General features: G+C 70.2%; 9 protein-coding genes. All 9 read right to left on the bottom strand.

Features of this window, described 5'->3' with window-relative positions; translation table 11 throughout:
• Position 1: 1 nt before the first annotated feature.
• Positions 2-280 carry an acyl carrier protein gene (locus HFP15_RS34015; protein ID WP_312871886.1) on the bottom strand — a complete coding sequence of 93 codons (279 nt, stop codon included), beginning with the start codon at positions 278-280 and terminating at the stop codon, positions 2-4.
• Positions 277-4,260, bottom strand: coding sequence for a beta-ketoacyl synthase N-terminal-like domain-containing protein (locus tag HFP15_RS34010; protein WP_168521195.1), 3,984 nt, complete (start codon positions 4,258-4,260; stop codon positions 277-279). The genes HFP15_RS34015 and HFP15_RS34010 overlap by 4 nt, the downstream gene beginning before the upstream one ends.
• Complete coding sequence (locus tag HFP15_RS34005; protein WP_168521249.1) at positions 4,254-10,814, bottom strand: type I polyketide synthase; 6,561 nt, start codon at positions 10,812-10,814, stop codon at positions 4,254-4,256. The genes HFP15_RS34010 and HFP15_RS34005 overlap by 7 nt, the downstream gene beginning before the upstream one ends.
• A 414-nt stretch (positions 10,815-11,228) precedes the next feature.
• Positions 11,229-11,678, bottom strand: a complete 450-nt coding sequence (locus tag HFP15_RS44225) for a leucine zipper domain-containing protein (protein WP_210718235.1) — start codon at positions 11,676-11,678, stop codon at positions 11,229-11,231.
• Between the two features lie 94 nt (positions 11,679-11,772).
• A complete protein-coding gene (rpiA, locus tag HFP15_RS33995) occupies positions 11,773-12,534 on the bottom strand; it encodes a ribose-5-phosphate isomerase RpiA (RefSeq protein ID WP_168521193.1) in 762 nt (253 codons plus the stop codon).
• Between the two features lie 36 nt (positions 12,535-12,570).
• Entirely contained in the window at positions 12,571-13,959 is a 1,389-nt protein-coding gene (locus HFP15_RS33990; RefSeq protein WP_168521192.1) for an ATP-dependent 6-phosphofructokinase, read from the bottom strand.
• Between the two features lie 66 nt (positions 13,960-14,025).
• Positions 14,026-15,006 carry a fructose-bisphosphatase class II family protein gene (locus HFP15_RS33985; protein WP_168521190.1) on the bottom strand — a complete coding sequence of 327 codons (981 nt, stop codon included), beginning with the start codon at positions 15,004-15,006 and terminating at the stop codon, positions 14,026-14,028.
• Between the two features lie 116 nt (positions 15,007-15,122).
• Complete coding sequence (gene hxlB / locus HFP15_RS33980; protein ID WP_168521188.1) at positions 15,123-15,710, bottom strand: 6-phospho-3-hexuloisomerase; 588 nt, start codon at positions 15,708-15,710, stop codon at positions 15,123-15,125.
• A 268-nt stretch (positions 15,711-15,978) separates the two neighbouring features.
• Complete coding sequence (tkt, locus tag HFP15_RS33975) at positions 15,979-18,111, bottom strand: transketolase (protein ID WP_210718234.1); 2,133 nt, start codon at positions 18,109-18,111, stop codon at positions 15,979-15,981.
• Positions 18,112-18,284 lie beyond the last annotated feature (173 nt).

The raw sequence follows: 18,284 nt of genomic DNA, 5'->3' as shown, positions 1-18,284 counted from the left end.
CTCACACGCGGCTCGCCACGTAGTCCGCGAGCTGCCCGACCGTGAGCGCGACGATCTCGTCCAGTTCCTTCTCCGCCAGGAACTCCGCCAGATTCACCTGCTCGCCGTAGTGGTCGGCCAGCATGCCGGCCAGTGCGACGAGGTCGATGCTCTCCAGCCCCAGGCCCTCGTAGAAGGTGCTGGCGGGGGTGATCTCGATGTCCTCGACCGCATTGTCCTCGAGGATCTCGTGCAGCATTCCGCTGACCACGTCGAGCGGGGTTTGCAGGCTCTTGGTCACTTGTGCTCCGTTCCGTGCGTCACCAGGTAGTGCCGTTCGGGCAGGTCCGGCGGGTTGCTGACCCGCGTGCCCGGCAGATCCGTAGTGTGCCCTTCGAGCCGGATCCACGGCCGGGTGCCCGCCGTGTCCACAATGGCCACGGCGAGTTCCCCGTTGTGGGCGACGGCCACGTCGAGCGGCGGCAGGTCGAGGCCGTGCAACCCCGTCACCACCGGACGGCCGTCGTCGTCACGGACGAGGATCTCGGCCGGGAAGATGTCGCCCGCGCCCCGCGCCCACAGCCGGTGGCGTACCGCGTCCTTGATCGCGATCCGCCCCAGCAACCAGTGGCGCCGGTCCCTCGGGGGTAACCGCTCGTACTCGGCGCGCTCCGCGGAATTGAGATACTTGCGCAGGTAGAGGTCGCGGGAGGCGAGGTCCGGCCAGCGTTCGGCCACCAGGAACCAGCCGCCGGGCTGCCGTTTCGCCAGGGTGTGTCGCTGCGGCCGGCGGTAGGCGGGCTCGGTCTCCTCCGGATGGCTGGCGAAGCGGCGGTCCCGCCAGCGGGTGATCTCCGCCCAGACCGTGCCGCCCACGCTCAGCCGCGCGTCGAACTCGAAGTCGGTGTCCGAAATGGACGTGACGCGGATGTCGCAGGTGACTCTCGTGCCGGGTGCGGGCTCGTCGGCGAAGAACGCGATACCGCCGATGGCGACGGGGAACACGACGCGCCGGCTCGGCTGGGTCTCCACGATCCAGTGCCCGAGCAGCTGCCCGACGTTGTCGAGCAGCGAGCCGGGCGCGGTGGGTACGGCGATCTCACCCCGGACATGCCGGTCGCCGAACTCGGTGAGCTCGGTGATGCCCCGGAACCGCGGTCCGTGGAACATCCAGCGCTCGTCGTAGAACCGTTGCGCGGTCAGTGTCGGAACACGACCGGGTTCGTGCGGCCACGGCGTCAGGGCCGGCCGGGGGAAGCCCTCGGCCATGAGCACGACCGCGCTCGCGTACTCGCCGAGCGCGACCTCGACCCGGTCGCCGCGCGGCTCGACCGTCACCGTGACGTCGAGCGCGGGGGCGGCCACCAGCCAGCGGTTGAGCCGGACGTCGCGCACCCCGACCGCACGCAGCCCCGGCGCGGCCTTCTCCGCGGCGTCCATCATGTGCCGCACCATCGTGGTCGCGGGCACGACCGGCCGCCGGTCGGTCTCGTCCGGCCAGCCTTCGCGCTGTTCGGCGAAGCTGTGGTCGAGCAGGTACGGCATGGTCTCGGTGGACACCCGCAGCATGGACTCCGACGCGCGCGGCTCCAGTGCGCCGAGCACCGCCGCGGCGGCTTCCTCCGTTTCGGCGAGCAGCGAACCGAACTCGGGATGCCGGGCCTTCAGCTCGTCCAAACGCGACCGGCCGGACGCGGCGGCGACGAGCCCGTGGGCCGCGGTTCCCAGTGACACCAGCCCGGCGGAGAGGTCGAGTCGCGTGCCCGGCCGCGCCAACACGTCGAAGTCCGGCGCGCCGCCCTCGGCCCACAACGCCGTGGCCAGTCGCCGAAGCTGGGCGAGACCGCCCCGGTGCGGCGAGTTGGCGGCGACGGTCAGGTGGTCCCCATCCCCCAGCGTGTCGTCGATGAGCGAGCCCAGCTGACCAGGCCCCATGGGGATGAACACGCGAATGCCGTCGGCGAACATGTTCTGCACCAGTGCACGGAAACGGACCGGCTCCAGCAGGTGCCGGAGGTAGAGTTCGCGGACCGCCGCCTCGTCGTGCGGGAACGGCGCTGCGGTGGTGGCCGACCACACCGGCACCGAGGCCGGATACACGCCCAGTGCGTTCGCCGCCGCCTCGAACGGCCCTAGATACGGGCGCAGCGCGGGCGTGTGAAATCCGGAGCGGAACGGCAGGACCTGGCAGATCACCGCGTGGGCGCGGAACTGGCGGACCAGCTCGGCCACCGGTTCCGCCGGACCGCACACGATGGTCTGGTGCACCGCGTTCTCGTGCGAGATCACGAGGTCGGTCCTGTCTGCAATGGCCTCCCGCACCCGGTCCGCGCCGCAGCCGAGTACCGCGAACTCGACACCGGGCACCTGCAGAGATTCCGGATCGAACCGGGCCATCAGCTCGTCCACTTCGGACGACCGGTGCACCCCGGCGGTGATCAGGGCCGTCCACTCGCCGACGCTGTGCCCGGCGACCGCGTCCGGCACGATCCCCAGCTTGCGCACCGCGGTGTCGAGCAACCGGCCGACCGCGATGACTCCCGCACCGTGCCGGGCGACACCCGCCACGGACAGCCGGGGCCTTGGCAGGTCGAAAAGGTCGGCGACGTCGTCGACCCGGGGCGCGAACTCCGCCTCCAATCCGGGAAAGACGAACGCCACCCCGGCTCCGGGATCGGCGAGCAACGGCCGCGGGCTGAACCAGATGTCGCCGCGTCCTCGCCACGCCTTCCCCTTCGCCACGACTTTTCTTGCCGTGGCGAGCTTTTTCGCGGTCGGAGCGACGATCCCGAGCCGGTAGCGTCCGCCCTGGATTTCGGGATCCGGCTCGTCCAGCAGGGCGGCCAGTTGCCCGGGGCCGTCCGCGGCGAGCAGCAACACTCGCTCCGGCTCGGACACGGTCACCACCGGGGCGGGCGCGACTTCCGCCGCCTGCTCGAGCACCAGATGCGCGTTGATGCCGCCGAAGCCGAAGGCGTTGACCCCGGCGCGGCGGACTCGTCCGGTCCAGGGACGGGCGGTGGAGATCGGCTCGAACCGCGTCCGCGCCAGCGCCGGGTTCGGATCCTCGCAGTGCAGCGTGGGCGGCAGCACCCCGTGGTACACCGCGAGCGCGGCTTTGACCAGCGCGGCGATCCCGGCGGCCGGCATCGTATGCCCGATCATCGACTTCACGCTGCCGATCACCGCGCGCTCGCCACCCTCGCCGAACACGTGGCGCAACGTCGTCAGCTCGGCCTCGTCACCGGCCGGGGTGGCGGTGCCGTGCGCTTCGAGCAGACCGACCGAATCCGGCTCCGCGGGGTCGAGACCGGCCGCTTCCCAGGCCCGCCGCACGGCGAGGATCTGGCCCTGCGGGTCCGGGTTGACCAGGCTCGCGCCGCGGCCGTCGCTGGACACGCCGGAGCCCCGGATGATCGCGTAGATCCGGTCTCCGTCCCGCCGCGCGTCGGCGAGGCGTTTGAGCACGACCACACCGGTGCCCTCCCCGATCAGGATGCCGTCGGCCCGCCGGTCGAACGGGCGGATCTGCTGGCGCGCCGACAGCGCACGCAACCTGCTGAACACGCTCCAGAACGTGACGTCGTGACAGTGGTGCACGCCGCCGGCGAGCATCACGTCGCATCGTCCCGAGGCCAGCTCGCCGATCGCCTGATCGACGGCGACGAGCGAGGACGCGCATGCGGCGTCCACCGTGTACGCGGGGCCGTGCAGGTCCAGCCGGTTGGCGATCCGCGAGGCGGCCAGATTGGGCACCAGGCCGATCGCCGCGTCCGGCTGGTCGCTGCCGAGCGCGCCGGTGAATGCCTCCCGTACCCGCGACAACTGCTCCGCCCCGAGACCCGGGATCAGCTCGCCGAGCGTCCGGACAAGCTGGTGCGCGGTCCGCACCCGCTGGTCGAGGCGAGCGATCCCGGGCGTCAGGTACCCGCCGCGACCGAGGATGACCCCGGCCCGGCCGCGATCGCCCAGCTCTCCCCCGGCGTCGGCGACCGCGGCGGCGGCGACCCGCAGCGCGATCAGCTGATCGGGCTCGGTGCCCTCGACCGACGCGGGCATGATGCCGAAACGCGCCGCGTCGACCGTCGCGAACTGGTCGACGAAGCCGCCGCGCCGGCAGTACACCTCGCCCGGAAAGCCGTCGTTCCACCGGTGCGGGGGCAGGTCGGTGATCGCGTCCACCCCGTCGGTCACGTTGCGCCAGTACGTGCCCAGATCCGGCGCCCCTGGCAGGAGCACCGACATCCCGACGATCGCGACCGGCGGCACCACGCTCACCATCCCGACGCGGTGTACACCACGGACCGCAGCGCCGGGTCGCCGTAGGCCAGCTCACGCAGCAGGCTCAGCGCACCCTCCTCGGGGTCGATCAGCTCGATGCCGCGCTGCGCGTAGCTGCGCCCGAGCTCCGTCGAAACCATGCCGCCGTAACGCGTGTCGGGCGCCCACGGTCCCCAGTGGACGGTCAGCGCCCGTTTCCCGGTGCGCTGCGCCCACTCGGCACCGATCGACTCGAGCGCGTCGTTGGCGGCCGCGTAGTCGGCCTGGCCGCGGTTGCCGAGCACGGCGGCGATGCTGCCGAACAACACGACGAAGCCGGGGGCTTCCACGTCGTCGGGGATCGCCGACAGCAGCGTCTTCGCACCGTCCACTTTGGTCTCATAAACGCGACGGAACGAGCCGGGTTCCTTGGCCGAGAACAGCTTGTCCTCGATGATCCCGGCGGCGCACACCACACCGTCCAGCCTGCCGTACTCGGCGTAGACGTCCTTGATCACCCGGTGCACCGCTTCCCGGTCGCGGACATCGGCGGGGTGGTAACGGACGTGGCCGCGCAGCGCCTCGAGGGTGGCGGCCACCTCGCGCTGGGCGAGGATCCGGTTCGCCTCGCGCTCGATCTCGGCGGGCAAGCCGTGGCCGAGCCCGGCCAGCGCCGAACGCAGCCCGGCGAGATCGCCCGCCGCGGCCGTCTTCGGATGCTCGGGAGCCGTCGGCAGCGGTGTGCGGCCGACGAGTTCGATGCGGCAACCGCTCGCGGCGGCCAGGGTTCCGGCGAATCGGGCGGTGATTCCGCGTGCCCCGCCGGCCAGCAGCACCACGGACTCGCGGCCGAGGCCGAGTGCGGCGGCTTCGGCCGCGCCGTCGTTCGCCGGTCCCGCGCCGGTGCTGCCCAGCGAGCCGAGCGGTGTCCGCGTCATGGTCAGCGTCTCCCGGACGCCGTTCCCGCTGATCACCACCGGCGCCGGGTCGGCGGCGAGCAGTTCGCCGACGAGCAGGGACGCCAGCTCATCGGCGGGCGCGGCGGGATCGACTTCGACGACCCGGGCCGTCATGTCCGGGTACTCACGCCCCAGGGTGCGGAACAGCCCGCGCAGTCCGACCAGGTGCGCCGGACCCCGCTGTGGGGCGGCCGCGAGCAGCCATCGGGGCCCGGTGGACAGCGCCGTCTGGAACAGCGGCACGAGGTCCGGCACCGTCTCCCCCGAGGTGGGCGTCAGCGCACCGAGATGGATCAAGCCGTCGGACTCGCCGTCGCGGATGACCGACGCGCCCAGCGCCGTCAGGCGCGTGGTGAGCGCCGCGACCAGGTCCGCCGCACCACCGGCGACGGTGAGCGTCCGCCCCGCGAGCACGCCGGGATCCGCGGTGCCGCCGTCGATCCCGGTCCGCTCCACAGTGAACCGCTGGGGCGGCGAGCTCGTCCACTCGGGCGCGCTCGGACTCGTCGTCGCCGGTTCACCGGTACCCAGCCGCGTGGCGAACCAGTCCGCGATGGCGCTGGTCGTGCGGATCTTCGCGAGCTCGTCGGCATCGGCGCCGGTAAGACCGAAGCGGGTCAGCAGCTCTCCCGCGATCTCCGTGCGTTTGATCGAATCGACGGACAGGTCCGCCTCCAGATCCAGCTCGGGTTCGATCATGTCGACCGGATAGCCGGTCCGGTCACCGATCACCGCACGCACCGTGCCCAGCACGTCGGTGTCCTCGGGTTCCGGCGGCGCGGGGGCGGTCGTGATCACGGGGACGGCGGGCTGCTGCACCGGCGGCGCGGCCACCGGCGCCGGAGGTACGGCCGGAGCGGCACCGAGGAAGCTCAGCAGCACGTCGCGCTGGGCCGCGACGGTTTCCCGGCTGGTGCGCAGGAATTCGCGCACCAGCTCGTCCCGGCCATCCGGTGCCTGATAAGCCATGACTGCCTCCTCGACACGTCGCGCGGGCGTGAGACCGCCCGCGAGGTAGCGGCCGTCGGCGGTGCGCACCGTGTGGCCGTCGATCGTCCAGCCCGCGGGCTCGGCGGGGCGCTCGCCGCTGACGTCGCGGGCGTCGCGTCCGTCGAACAACCAGCCGGTGCGCAGGTCCACGCCGGTGACGGCCAGCTGGGCAAGCGCGCCGAGGAAGCCTGCGATCCCCTTGCCGGGCTTGCCTTCGCAGCTGATCGTCGAATGTGGACGATCGCCGAGAACGGCGTCCACGAGGCGGCTGAGCACGCGCCCGGGCCCGGCTTCGACGAACACGCGGGCGCCGGCCTCGTACATGGCCTCGATCTCGGCCACGAAACCGACGGGCGCGCCGATCTGGGCGGCCAGTTCCGCTCGCACCGCGCCGGCCTCATTGGGGTAGGCCGCGGCCGTGCGGTTGGCCCACACCGCGGTCTCCGGCGGCCGGATCCGGTGCTTGGCCAGGACCTCGGCGAACTTCTCCCCCGCGCCCGCGAGCACGGGGCTGTGGAACGCGCAGGCCACCGGGATGTCCTTCGCGGACACCCCGTTCCGGCGCAACTTCGCGACCACGCGTTCGATGGACTCGGTCGGTCCCGAAATGACGCACTGGCGTGGCGCGTTGTGGTTGGCCAGCACGACGTCGTCGCCGAACTCGCGCAGCGCCTGCCGCACGTCGTCGGCGCTCGCCGCGACGGCCGCCATCGCGCCGGGGTCCGCCCCGGCCGAGGACAGGATCGACTCCGCCCTGGCCGCCGACAGCTCCAGCAACGTCGCCCCGTCGAAGGAGCCCGCCGCGCAGAGCGCGACCAGTTCACCGTAGCTGTGCCCGCCGAACATGTCCGCGCGCACGCCCATGCGGGTCAGCAGGTGGTGCACCGCGAGCCCGGTGATGCCGAGAGCAGGCTGTGCGCGGCGGGTGTCGCGCAACCGCAGGTCCTGCTCCTGCCGGGCACCGGCGCCGAACGCGGCAGGCGGGAACACCGCGTCGGCCCATTCGCGGCCGAGCCGCAGGAAATGCTGGATCTCGGGGAACGCGACGAACAAGTCGGCCAGCATGCCCGGCCGTTGACTGCCCTGCCCGGGAAAGAGCACCGCGACCTTGCCGCCGGGATACGCCGAGGCCTGGAACAACCCGCGTGCCGGGTCGTGCTCACCGGTGGCCGCCCGGCGCAGCAACGCGGTCAGTTCGTCCACATCGGACGCGACGATCGCGACCCGCACCGGCTCGGCACTGCGCTCTGCCCGCCGTGCCGCCGTTTTCGCCAGATCTCGCAGGCGCCACGAACCGGTGCCGGCCAGTTCCAGCAGCCATTCGACGTCGCGCGTGCCCGTGAAGGTGAACAACTCGGCCGGCCACTGGTCAAGGCCGTGCCGCGGTCCCGGCTCGCTGTCGGCTGCCCCGAGCACGACGTGGAAGTTGGTGCCGCCGAACCCGAACGCGCTCACCCCGGCGATCCGTTTCGCGGCCGGAGCGGGCCATGGCCTTGCCCGGTCCGAAAAGGAGAACGGGCTGCTCCCGGCCTCCCAGGCCGGGTTGGGCTCGGACAGGTGCAGGGTCGGTGGCAGCGTCGAGGTGTGCAGCGCCATCGCGGTCTTGATCAGCCCCGCCAGCCCGGCAGCGCATTTCGTGTGGCCGATCTGCGACTTGACCGAACCGATCGCGCATTGCCCCGGACCCGCCCCGGCCTCACCGAACATGCCCGCCAGCGTGGCGAGTTCGGTCCGGTCGCCGACGACGGTGCCCGTGCCGTGCGCTTCGACCAGTCCGACCTCGGCGGGCGACACGCGGGCGTTGGCGTAGGCACGCATTAACGCTCGACGCTGCCCTTCCGGCCGCGGCGCGGTCAGACCGAGCGATTTGCCGTCACTTCCGCTGCCGATGCCCTTGATCACGGCATACACCCGGTCGCCGTCGCGCTCCGCATCGGCCAGCCGCTTGAGCACGACACACGCGACGCCCTCCCCGAGCGCGATCCCGTCGGCCGAGCCGTCGAACGTCGCGCAGCGCCCGGTCGGGGACAACGCCTGCACCGAGGCGAACATCAGATAGTCGTTGATGCCGTTGTGCAGATCCGCGCCACCGGCGAGGACCACGTCGCTGGTTCCGGCGACGAGTTCCTTGCACGCCGCATCGAGCGCGGCCAGCGAGGATGCGCACGCGGCGTCGACCGTGTAGTTCGCCCCGCCCAGATCCAGCCGGTTCGCGATCCGTCCCGCGATGACGTTCGCCAGTGAACCGGGGAAGGTGTCCTCGGTCAGCCGCGGCAACTGCTCCCCGAGCCGATCCGGAACGTTGTCCAGATAGGACGGAAGCACCGTACGCAGGACCGTCGCGTTGGACAGGTCGCTGCCCGCCTCCGCGCCGAACACCACACTCGTGCGGTCGCGGTCGAAGCCGCCCTCGGCGTACCCGGCGTCGGCGAGGGCACGGTCCGCGATCGCCAGCGACAGCAGCTGCACCGGTTCGATCGCGGCGAGCGAAGAGGGCGGAATGCCGTACCGCAGCGGGTCGAACGGGATCTCCGGCAGGAATCCGCCCCATTTAGACGGTGTGCGGCCCTCCCCGTGTCCGAAGTAGACCGTCGGATCCCAGCGGCGCGCGGGCACCTCCGTGACGGCGTCGACGCCGTTGACCACGTTCGCCCAGAACGCCGCGAGGTCGGGCGCGTCACCGAACGCGCAAGCCATCCCCACGATCGCGATGTCCAGCGGTGGCGGCGCGGCGGGTTCGGTGACCGGGGTGACGCCGAACCACTCGCGCAGCGCCTGCGTGCGTTTCGTGGTGAACCCGGCGGCGTCCGCGGTCACCGTCCGGTGCAGCTCGCCGATCGTGGTGACCGCCGAGCGCAGCACGGCGACCTGGCCCGCCATGAACAAGCCCTCCGCGAGCTGCTCCGGCTCCGCTACGGACACCAGTTCGCCGCCCTGCCTGCGCACGCCCTTGCTCGCGATACGCAGCCGGCCGACGTTGACCTCCTCCAGTTCCTGCCACACCTGCCGGTCCGGCAGACCGCGGGCGCGCAGATCCTCGCGCAGCGTCTCGAACCGCTCGGTGAACGGGCTGGCCACACAGCGAGTCGCGTGCCCGGGCGCGGTTTCCAGCAGCGCGGTGGCCTCGGCCGCCAGCACCTGACGCTGGAACACCGGCCGCACCGCGCCGTGTGCCACGGCCTCTTCGGTGAACAGGTACGCACTGCCCATCAGCACGCCGATCCCGGCACCCCGCGCCGCCAAGGATTCGGCCGCGACCGCGACCATCGCCGCCGACCGCGCGTCGTGCACGCCACCCGCGAAGAAGACCTGAACGTCGCGCGCAATGCCCGGATGCTGTTCAAGATAGTCGTTCAGCACGCCGATCTGCGCTTCCCACAACGGAAAACTCGCGCGCGGCCCCACATGCCCGCCACATTCGGCGCCCTCGAACACGAACCGGCGTGCCCCCGCGTCGAGGAACTGGCGCAGCAGTCCCGGCGATGGCACATGCAGAAACGCCGGGATCCCGTCGGCCTCCAGGGCCGCGGCCTGCGCCGGACGCCCGCCGGCGACGATCACGCACGACGGGCGCAGCGCGCGAATCACCTTCAGCTGCGCCGCACGCACGTCCTCCGGCGCGAACCCCAGCACACCCACGCCCCATGCGCGATCCGGTATCGCCTCGCGGGTCTGGTCCAGCAGCGTCCGTGTCTGCTTCTCGTCCGCCAGCGCCAGCGCGACGAACGGCAGCGCACCGTTGGCGGCCACGGCCGCGGCGAACGCGGGCTGGTCACTGACCCTCGTCATCGGTCCTTGCGCGACGGGCAGTTCGGTGCCGATCGCCCTGCACAGCAAGGAATTCGGATGCAGTACCGCGGCAGCGGCGCCCGCGCGCTCCTCGTCCAGCGCCGCCAGCACGGTTTCGCGGATGCCGCGAACGGCCTGCCCAACGCTGTCGAACCGGTCCGCGAACCGGCCTGCGAGATGGACATCCTGCCCCACCGGCAGCGCCTCGGCGCCGGGCAAGCCGCGCCGCCTCAGCACGCGAGAGCCGTCGACCACCGCCGTGTCCAACCCGTCCGAGCCGGTGATCGCCGCGGTGATGTCCACCGGCAGCCCGGTTTCGGCGAACAGCGCGAGTTGCGTGTCGAGCACGACCCCGGCCGCGCCACCCACGACCGCGGCCGGGGCGGTGTGCGGCCCGATACCGCCACACACCCATACCGGCACCCGGTTTTCCGCGACAAGCTGTTGCAGCAGAACGAAGGAACTCATTTCGCCGACCCGGCCACCGGCTTCGTTCCCGCGGGCGATCAGCCCGTGCGCGCCCTCGTCCACCGCCCGCGAAGCCTCGGCAAGGCCTGTCACCTCGACCAGTACGCGGTGAACACCGGCCAAATCGGCGATCCGCCACGGCGAGTTCCAGCCCAGCACCACGGTGTCCACCTGATCCGGCAGATCCTGAGGATCCATCCGGCAGCCGTGCGTCACCCGCACGGCGAACCGGCCCGGCACCCACCGCTGGGCGAGTTCGAGCTCTTCTCTGGCCCGCACGTCACCGGTCCCGAGATCCAGCACACCGAGCCCGCGGGCCCGGCACGCGGCGGCGAGCAGCCGTGCGTTCGGCCGCCCGAGCGGGCTCATCGCGATGACGACCTCATGGTCGGCGGACGGGTAGGTCAAGGGAGACCTCCGAGCTTGGCTCCACGGCCAGGTTTGCTCTGCGGGGCGACACCGATCCGCAGCAGCCCGACTGTGGTACAGCCATTTGGGCTAAGGGGCACGTGAAGCTAGCCGATAAGCCGGTTGCTCTTCAACCGATTCCACCGTTCGTGGTGCGGCGGGGGCGGAACCGGAAGCGTCCTGATGGGAGGTCTAAACATGGTGGAAACAAGCCGGTTGGAACGATGATCCAGACAAACGCGGCTTTCAGCAGTTCACCGTCACGCACCGTCAGCGAAGCGGAGAACTTATCGTTAACGCGACGGTAACGCGGTCACCTGAGATCCGGATTACAGGTGGTCGGAATTTCGTAGTGGCCGGCGCCCTCGATCACCATCACATCGACCGGGTTCGGCACGAGCTTCCAGAGCAGCGGCTGGGCATGAGCCGATCGACCAGATGGAAGGCGTCGTAGCCCAGCAGCGGCGAGTCGCCACGCGAGAGGCGGCGGTTCGTCGAGTGCTCGCTGCGACCCCGCTCGGTGCGGTAGAACGTGATCGCCTGCGTCGTGTCGATATCGGTCAGGCCGCGCCGTTCGCGCCGGCGGGTCGCGACGATCAGCTGCTCTGTCCGCGGTGCGGTGCGGGTCGGGCCGGTGTGTGGGCGTGAGGAGCGATCGAGCAGGCCGGCCGGGCCTTCCGCGTTGTAGCGGTCCAGCCACTTCTTGACTGTCCGGCGGGCGATCCCCATTGCTTTCGCGATGTGGGCTTGGGGCCAGCCAGCTTGATGCCGTCGCACGATCAGTAGGCGTCCCTGGAACGTGGTGCGGGCGTGAGCGTGTGACACGAGAGCCTCCGCGTTGGAGCCGGTCCTAGACAAGCCACACTCCAACCGGCCGAGCACACCTAGCCGGGTTGCCCAATCCGTGCGCTCGGAGCCGTCAACGGTCCCCGCGCGGGGTCGTCGACGGCCGGGCGGTGAGCGCCCTGCTGCAATCGCGGACCTCGCACGTGCCGTCGGCGCGGCCGATCACCATCTCGTCCGCGATTCCGGTGAACAGCCCGTTTTCGACCACGCCGGGAATCCAGTTCAGCCTGCCGTCGATCGCCAGCGGATCGATGATCGATTTCAGGTCGGCGTCGATCAGGTAGTTGCCGCTGTCGGTGACGACGGGCGCGCCATCGCGGATCCGCAGCGAGAGTTCCGCGGCGGGCTGACCGAGTTTCTCCAGCAGGCGCGCGATCGACCGCCGGGTCGACTCCCACTCGTATGGAATGACCTCGATCGGCAGGGGGAACGCGCCCAGCGTGGGCACGAGCTTGCCTTCGTCCACCACCGCGACCATCCGGTCGGCGGCGTCGGCGACGATGCGCTCCCACAGCAGGCAGGCGCCACCACCTTTGATCATGGCGCCCTGCGGATCGATCTCGTCGGCGCCATCGATCGCCAGGTCGAGCCGGACGGCCTCCACGAGCGTGGTCAGCGGTACGCCCACCTCGAGCGCGAGATCCCGGGTGGCCGTCGAGGTCGGCACACCCACGACGTCGAGCCCTCGCGCCACGGCTTCACCCAGCGCGCGGACGAACCAATGCGACGTGGTTCCCGACCCCAGCCCCAGCTTCATGCCATCCAGGACGTAGGTCTCGACCGCACACCTCGCCGCGGCCCGCTTGGCCCGGTCGTGGTCATTGCCCGATTGCATGGAACTCCTTCCACCGAGCAGGACAGGCCCGGCCGCTCAGGCCGAGAACACCGAAGAGCGGATGCTTTCCCGGTCCGGCGCCGAACCGAATTCGGCCGGCTGGCAGGTCGTTTCGAGCACGGACATCCACAGGTCACCGTCGGGGTCGACCTGGTTGCGCCGGCTGGTCATCAACGACAACGGGACATGGACGAAACGCCGCCGCCACCGCGCGACGGCGGCTTCGGTACGACCGGCCATGGCGGCGTGCACCGCGGCATGCGCCAGCCGCAGGCAATAGACACTGTCGTAGGCGTTGGCGGCGATGCTGCGGATCGCGTAGCTCGGGTCGAGGTAGCGCATCGTGGGGGCAAGACCGACCGCGGTCAGGTGGTCGGTGATGCGCTCCTTGAGCAGCTCCCCGATGTTTCCGAGCTTGACGTTGCCCGAGGCGTCGGTGCCGCGGCCGTTGTGCTGCGGCTGGCCGTGTTCGTCGAAGAGGTCCTGGCCCGCCCCCTCGGCGAGCACGATGACCACGTAACCCTTGGCTCGCACGTGGTGCTCGACATGGGCCAGCAGGCCGTCGGGTCCCCCGAGGGTGAAGGGAACCTCGGGGATCAGGACGATGTCCGCCCCGTTGGCGGCCAGCGCGGCGTAGCTGGCGATGAACCCGGAATGGCGGCCCATCAGCTTCACGATCCCGACACCGTTCGGGCTCGCCGCGGCTTCGACGGAGACCGAGGAGATGAAGTCCGTAGCCCGCGCGAACGCGCTTTGGAACCCGAACGACTGGTCGGTGAAGGGCAGGTCGTTGTCGATCGTCTTCGGCACCCCGATGACGGCGATGTCGAGGCCACGCGCCTTGATCGCCTTGCTGAGGAACGTCGCGGCGCGCATCCCCCCGTCGCCACCGATGACGAACATGATGTCGACGTCTCGCAGGACGAGGCTGTCGACCATTTCGTCGGCATCTTGGCCGCCGCGTGAGCTGCCCAGAATGGTGCCGCCGGCCTTGTGGATATCGCGAACGCGTTCGGGCGTCAGCTCGATCGTGTCATCGCGGTGTTCGGCGGTCAGTCCCTGCAGACCGTTCCGGAAGCCCAGAATCCGCTTGACCTTGTAATGCACGGAAAGCTCTTGGACGAGACCGCGGATGACGTTGTTGAGACCGGGGCACAACCCACCGCAGGTGACGATGCCGGCGGTGACCCGCGAGGGGTCGAAATAGATCTTCCGGCGAGGCCCGGCGGCCTCGAAACTCGGCACCAGGCCCGCCGGGAGATCGTGCCCGGCAATCATGGAAACGGTGTCCTCCAGCAGGACGCGGTCACCTTCGGCGACGTAGTGCGGAGAGGTCTGTTTGCTGGAGAGCATCTCGGAGAACGGCGAGTCGTAACGGCACGCGCCGAGGTGGCGAACGCGGAGGTCGTCCAGGTGTAACGTCACCGAATCTCCTTGATCGTGATGGTCATCTGGTGCCCGCTTCGGGATGGATTCCGTATCGCGGCGCGACTATCCGGGAATTTTTTCGAAGGTGGTCTGGGTGAGGTGCCGAACCTGTCCCTGGGAGATCAAGAGCGATTCGACGATCGTCCTGTCATCGGACAGGCGTGGACGTCCGAGAATCGGCCCTCCGCTGACGCCGGAGGCAACGAAGAAGCCATCGCCGCCGGCCAGCTCGTCGCAGGTGTAGATCCGGTCGAGGGACATGCCCGCTGCCCGGATGGCGTCCGCCTCCTCGGCACGTTGCGGGGCCAGGCGGCCCAGCATGCCGCCCCCCAGGGCACGGACCGCGGTCGCGGTCATCACGCCTTCGGGTGTGCCGCCGACTCCGAGCAGCAGATCGACATCGAGTGTCGGCAGGAGCACCGCGAGGCTCCCCCCGACGTCGCCGCCCGCCGGAGTTTGCACGGCGGCGCCGGCCCGCACCACCCGCGCGATCAGGTCCTGGTGCCGCGGCTTGTCCATGATGACAACGCGGAGCTCGCTGATCTGCTTGCCCAGAGCGGTGGCGACTTTGAGCAGGGTGCGCTCAGGAGGGTCGTCGAGATCGATGACATCCTTCGCCTGCGGGGGCACCACGATCTTGTCCATGTAGAACCCGGGTCCGGGCGACCACAGGGTTCCCGGCTCAGCGAACGCGATCGTCGCCAGCGCGCCGGGCAGATCCTTGGCACAGAACGAAGTTCCCTCGAGGGGATCCACGGCGATGTCGAAGTCCGGACCGTGGCCGGTGCCTACGATCTCACCGTTGAACAACATCGGGGCGTCGTCTTTTTCGCCCTCCCCGATCACGACCGTTCCGCGCCCAGGGGCGTCGGCCAAGGCCTGACGCATCGCCGTGGTGGCCGCGGCGTCGGCGGCTTTCTGATCGTGCCGCCCGACCCAGGCGTAGCTGGCCACCGCCGCGCGACGGGTGGCGGCCAGCGCTACCGCCTCCAGAACATGGATATCGACGCACGTTCGCGGCGCGACCTCACTCTGACACTCCATTTCGGACTCCTCTTCTTGTCTGTGGCATCAGGACGGAGAGATCGCGGCACCGGCGCGTTCGAGCGACCCCGGCGGCAGGCTCGGGAAAACCGCCGGTGGCTCGGGATGCGCGGCGGTCACTCAAGATTCGCGTGCAGGCGCCACAGTTCACGCGCCCGGGTCCCGCTGTTCTTCCACAGCGTGTGGAACAGCGCGTCGGTGATCAGCAGGACGGACTGTTCGAACAGGCTGCCCGCGTACTGGATCGAGCTGGTGCCGTCGAAGTCCTGCTTGTCCGCGGCCGGGATGATGAGCACTTCGGTCGCGTTCTTGGCCAGCGCCGAGTCCGCCGCGGTGGTCAGCGCGATCACATCCGCGCCCTGCTCACGAGCGGTCTCGGCGGCCCGCACCACCCGGGCCGTCGACCCCGAGCCCGATGCCGCGACGAGGACGTCGCGCCGGCCGATCGCCGGCGCGGTCACTTCGCCGACCACGTGCGTGGGGAGTCCGAGGTGCATGAACCGCATCGCGGCCATCTGCAGGGCGAGCCCACTGCGCCCGGTGCCGATGGTGAACACGGCCGGTGCCTTGAGCAACAACGCGCCGGCCCGGACCCAGGCCGCGGAATGCACTCCCGCGCGCACCTGGTCCACCTCACCGAGCACAGCACGGGTCGCGTCCGTGAAATGTGTGGCCTCGAGTTTCTTCGCAGTCGATTGCGTCAACGAGATCGTCCTCCATTTGCGGGCCGGGAAAACCGGTCAGCTACGTAGAACAATATGATTGTCCACGCGCGCGGTGACCAACAAGGTTCGCGACATTGAGAACCACTATTCCCTAATTGGGATAACAAATATTGACCGGCAAAAAGGAGCGGCCCCGGCTGCTGGCCGGGGCCGCCGGCGCGAAAACGCGCCTTTCGGAGGGCCGATCATCCCTCGTCGATGGGTTGCCGGTTGACGACGGGCGCCTCCTACCCCCTTCGGGTTGGCATCAACGCGATCGCGCGGAGGCCAGGCTTCGGCGTGCCGCTTCGACGACGGCCTCGGTGGTGATGCCGAACCGGCGGAACAGGGTCTTGAAGTCCGCCGAAGCACCGAAATGCTCCAACGACACGATCTCGCCCGCGTCGCCGACGAAACGGTGCCACGGCTGGGCCGTTCCCGCTTCGACGGCCACCCGGGCACGCACCGCCGGAGGCAGCACCTGTTCCCGGTAAGACCGGTCCTGCCGGTCGAACCACTCCACGCACGGCATCGAGACCACCCTGGTGGCAATGCCTTCGGCCTCGAGAACCTTCCTGGCCTCCACCGCGAGCTGGACCTCGGACCCGGTGCCGACGAGCACCACCTCGGGGCTACCGGAGGATGCCTCGGCGAGCACGTACCCGCCACGGGCCACGCCCTCGGCGGAGGTCCCTTCCAGAGTCGGCACATCCTGCCGGGTCAGCGCGAGACCTGCCGGGCCGCTGGTGTCCTCCAGCACGGCCTTCCACGCGTGCGCGGTCTCGTTCGCGTCGGCCGGGCGTACCATCGACAGGCCGGGAATAGCGCGCAGCGAGGCCAATTGCTCGACGGGCTGGTGGGTCGGGCCGTCCTCGCCGAGGCCGATCGAATCGTGTGTCCACACGTAGATCGTCGGCAGCTTCATCAGTGCGGCCAGACGCACCGGCGGGCGCATGTAGTCGCTGAAGATGAGGAAGGTGCCGCCGTACGGGCGGGTGCCGCCGTGCAGCGCGATGCCGTTGAGGATCGAGCCCATCGCGTGCTCGCGGATTCCGAAGTGGAGCGTGCGACCGTAGGGCTGGGCTTTCCAGGCGTTGGTGGAGATGTCGGCGGGCCCGAAGGAATCCGCACCCTTGATCGTGGTGTTGTTGCTCTCGGCCAGGTCCGCCGACCCGCCCCAGAGCTCGGGCAGCACCTCGCCCAGCTTGGCCAGCACCGCGGCCGACGCCTTGCGCGTGGCCACGCCCTTGGCGCCGGGTTCCCACACGGGCAGATCGTCGGCCCAGCCTGCCGGCAGCTCGCGTTTGCCGAGGCGGTCCAGCAGCGCCTTGCGCTCCGGGTTGGCCTGCGCCCAGGCGTCGAACTCGAGTTGCCACTTCTCGTGATCTGCCCTGCCGCGCTCGGCCACCTCGCGGGCATGGCGCAGGACCTCGTCGTCGACCTGGAAATTCTTCTTCGGGTCCAGGCCGACGGCGCGCTTGACGGCGGCGAGCTCCTCGGCGCCCAGTGCAGCGCCGTGCACCTTGCCGGTGTTCATCTTCGTCGGCGCCGGGTAGCCGATCACGGTGCGCAGCACGATCAGGGTCGGGCGGGCGGTTTCGGCCCTGGCCTGCTCGATCGCCTCCAGGAACCCGGTCACGTCCTCGCCGCCGTGGACCGTGAGGACGTGCCAGCCATAGGACTCGTAGCGCTTGGCTGTGTCCTCGGACAGCGCGATGCGGGTGTCGTCCTCGATGGAGATCTCGTTGCTGTCGTAGATCACCGTGAGGTTGCCGAGCTGCTGGGTTCCGGCCAGCGACGAAGCCTCGGAGGTGACACCCTCCTCGATGTCGCCGTCCGAGGCGATCACGTAGATCTGATGGTCGAACACGCTCTCGCCCTGCGGGGCATCCGGGTCGAACAGCCCACGCTCGCGGCGGGCGGCCATGGCCATGCCCACCGCGTTGGCCAGGCCCTGGCCAAGCGGCCCGGTGGTGGTCTCCACGCCCTTGGTGTGCCCGTACTCGGGATGCCCCGGGGTCAGCGAATCCCACTTGCGCAACGACTTCAGGTCGTCGAGCTCCAGGCCGTAGCCGGAGAGGAACAGCTGGATGTAGAGGGTGAGGCTCGAATGCCCGGCGGAGAGCACGAATCGGTCCCGCCCGATCCACTGCGCGTCGTCGGGGTCATGCCGCATGACCCGCTGGAACAGCGTATAGGCGACGGGCGCGAGGCTCATCGCCGTGCCGGGATGCCCGCTCCCACAATGCTCGACCGCGTCCGCGGCCAGCACGCGAGCCGTGTCCACCGCGCGCTCGTCCAGCTCGGTCCAGTCTTCAGGGACGCGCTTGCTGGTCAAGCGAACAACCTCGTCGGTGGATTCGGTCGCGCGGCGACTGGAGATCGATTCTTTTGCTGCCATGGACGCGCACTCCTGATGATTTCGATTTGTTCGCGAATTCCTGCGGGGGTTAGGCGGTGGCGCGTTTTTTGAGTTCCTTGGCGGCTGCGCCGGGGTCGGTGGCGTTGTAGATCGCGCCGCCGGCGACGGCGACGGTGGCGCCGGCCTGGCGGACCGAGGCGATGGTGTCGGCC

It is taken from the genome of Amycolatopsis acididurans, assembly GCF_012328925.1.
In the GTDB taxonomy this organism is placed as follows: Bacteria; Actinomycetota; Actinomycetes; order Mycobacteriales; family Pseudonocardiaceae; genus Amycolatopsis_E; species Amycolatopsis_E acididurans.
The sequence above is the reverse complement of the archived record's forward strand: the minus strand, read 5'-3'. Positions and strand labels throughout refer to the sequence as shown.

Coding starts and splice junctions, on each gene's coding strand:
- HFP15_RS34010 (WP_168521195.1), bottom strand. CDS start 4,260: ATGGTGAGCGTGGTGCCGCCGGTCGCGATCGTCGGGATGTCGGTGCTC.
- rpiA (WP_168521193.1), bottom strand. CDS start 12,534: ATGCAATCGGGCAATGACCACGACCGGGCCAAGCGGGCCGCGGCGAGG.
- HFP15_RS34005 (WP_168521249.1), bottom strand. CDS start 10,814: ATGAGCCCGCTCGGGCGGCCGAACGCACGGCTGCTCGCCGCCGCGTGC.
- HFP15_RS33985 (WP_168521190.1), bottom strand. CDS start 15,006: ATGGAGTGTCAGAGTGAGGTCGCGCCGCGAACGTGCGTCGATATCCAT.
- tkt (WP_210718234.1), bottom strand. CDS start 18,111: ATGGCAGCAAAAGAATCGATCTCCAGTCGCCGCGCGACCGAATCCACC.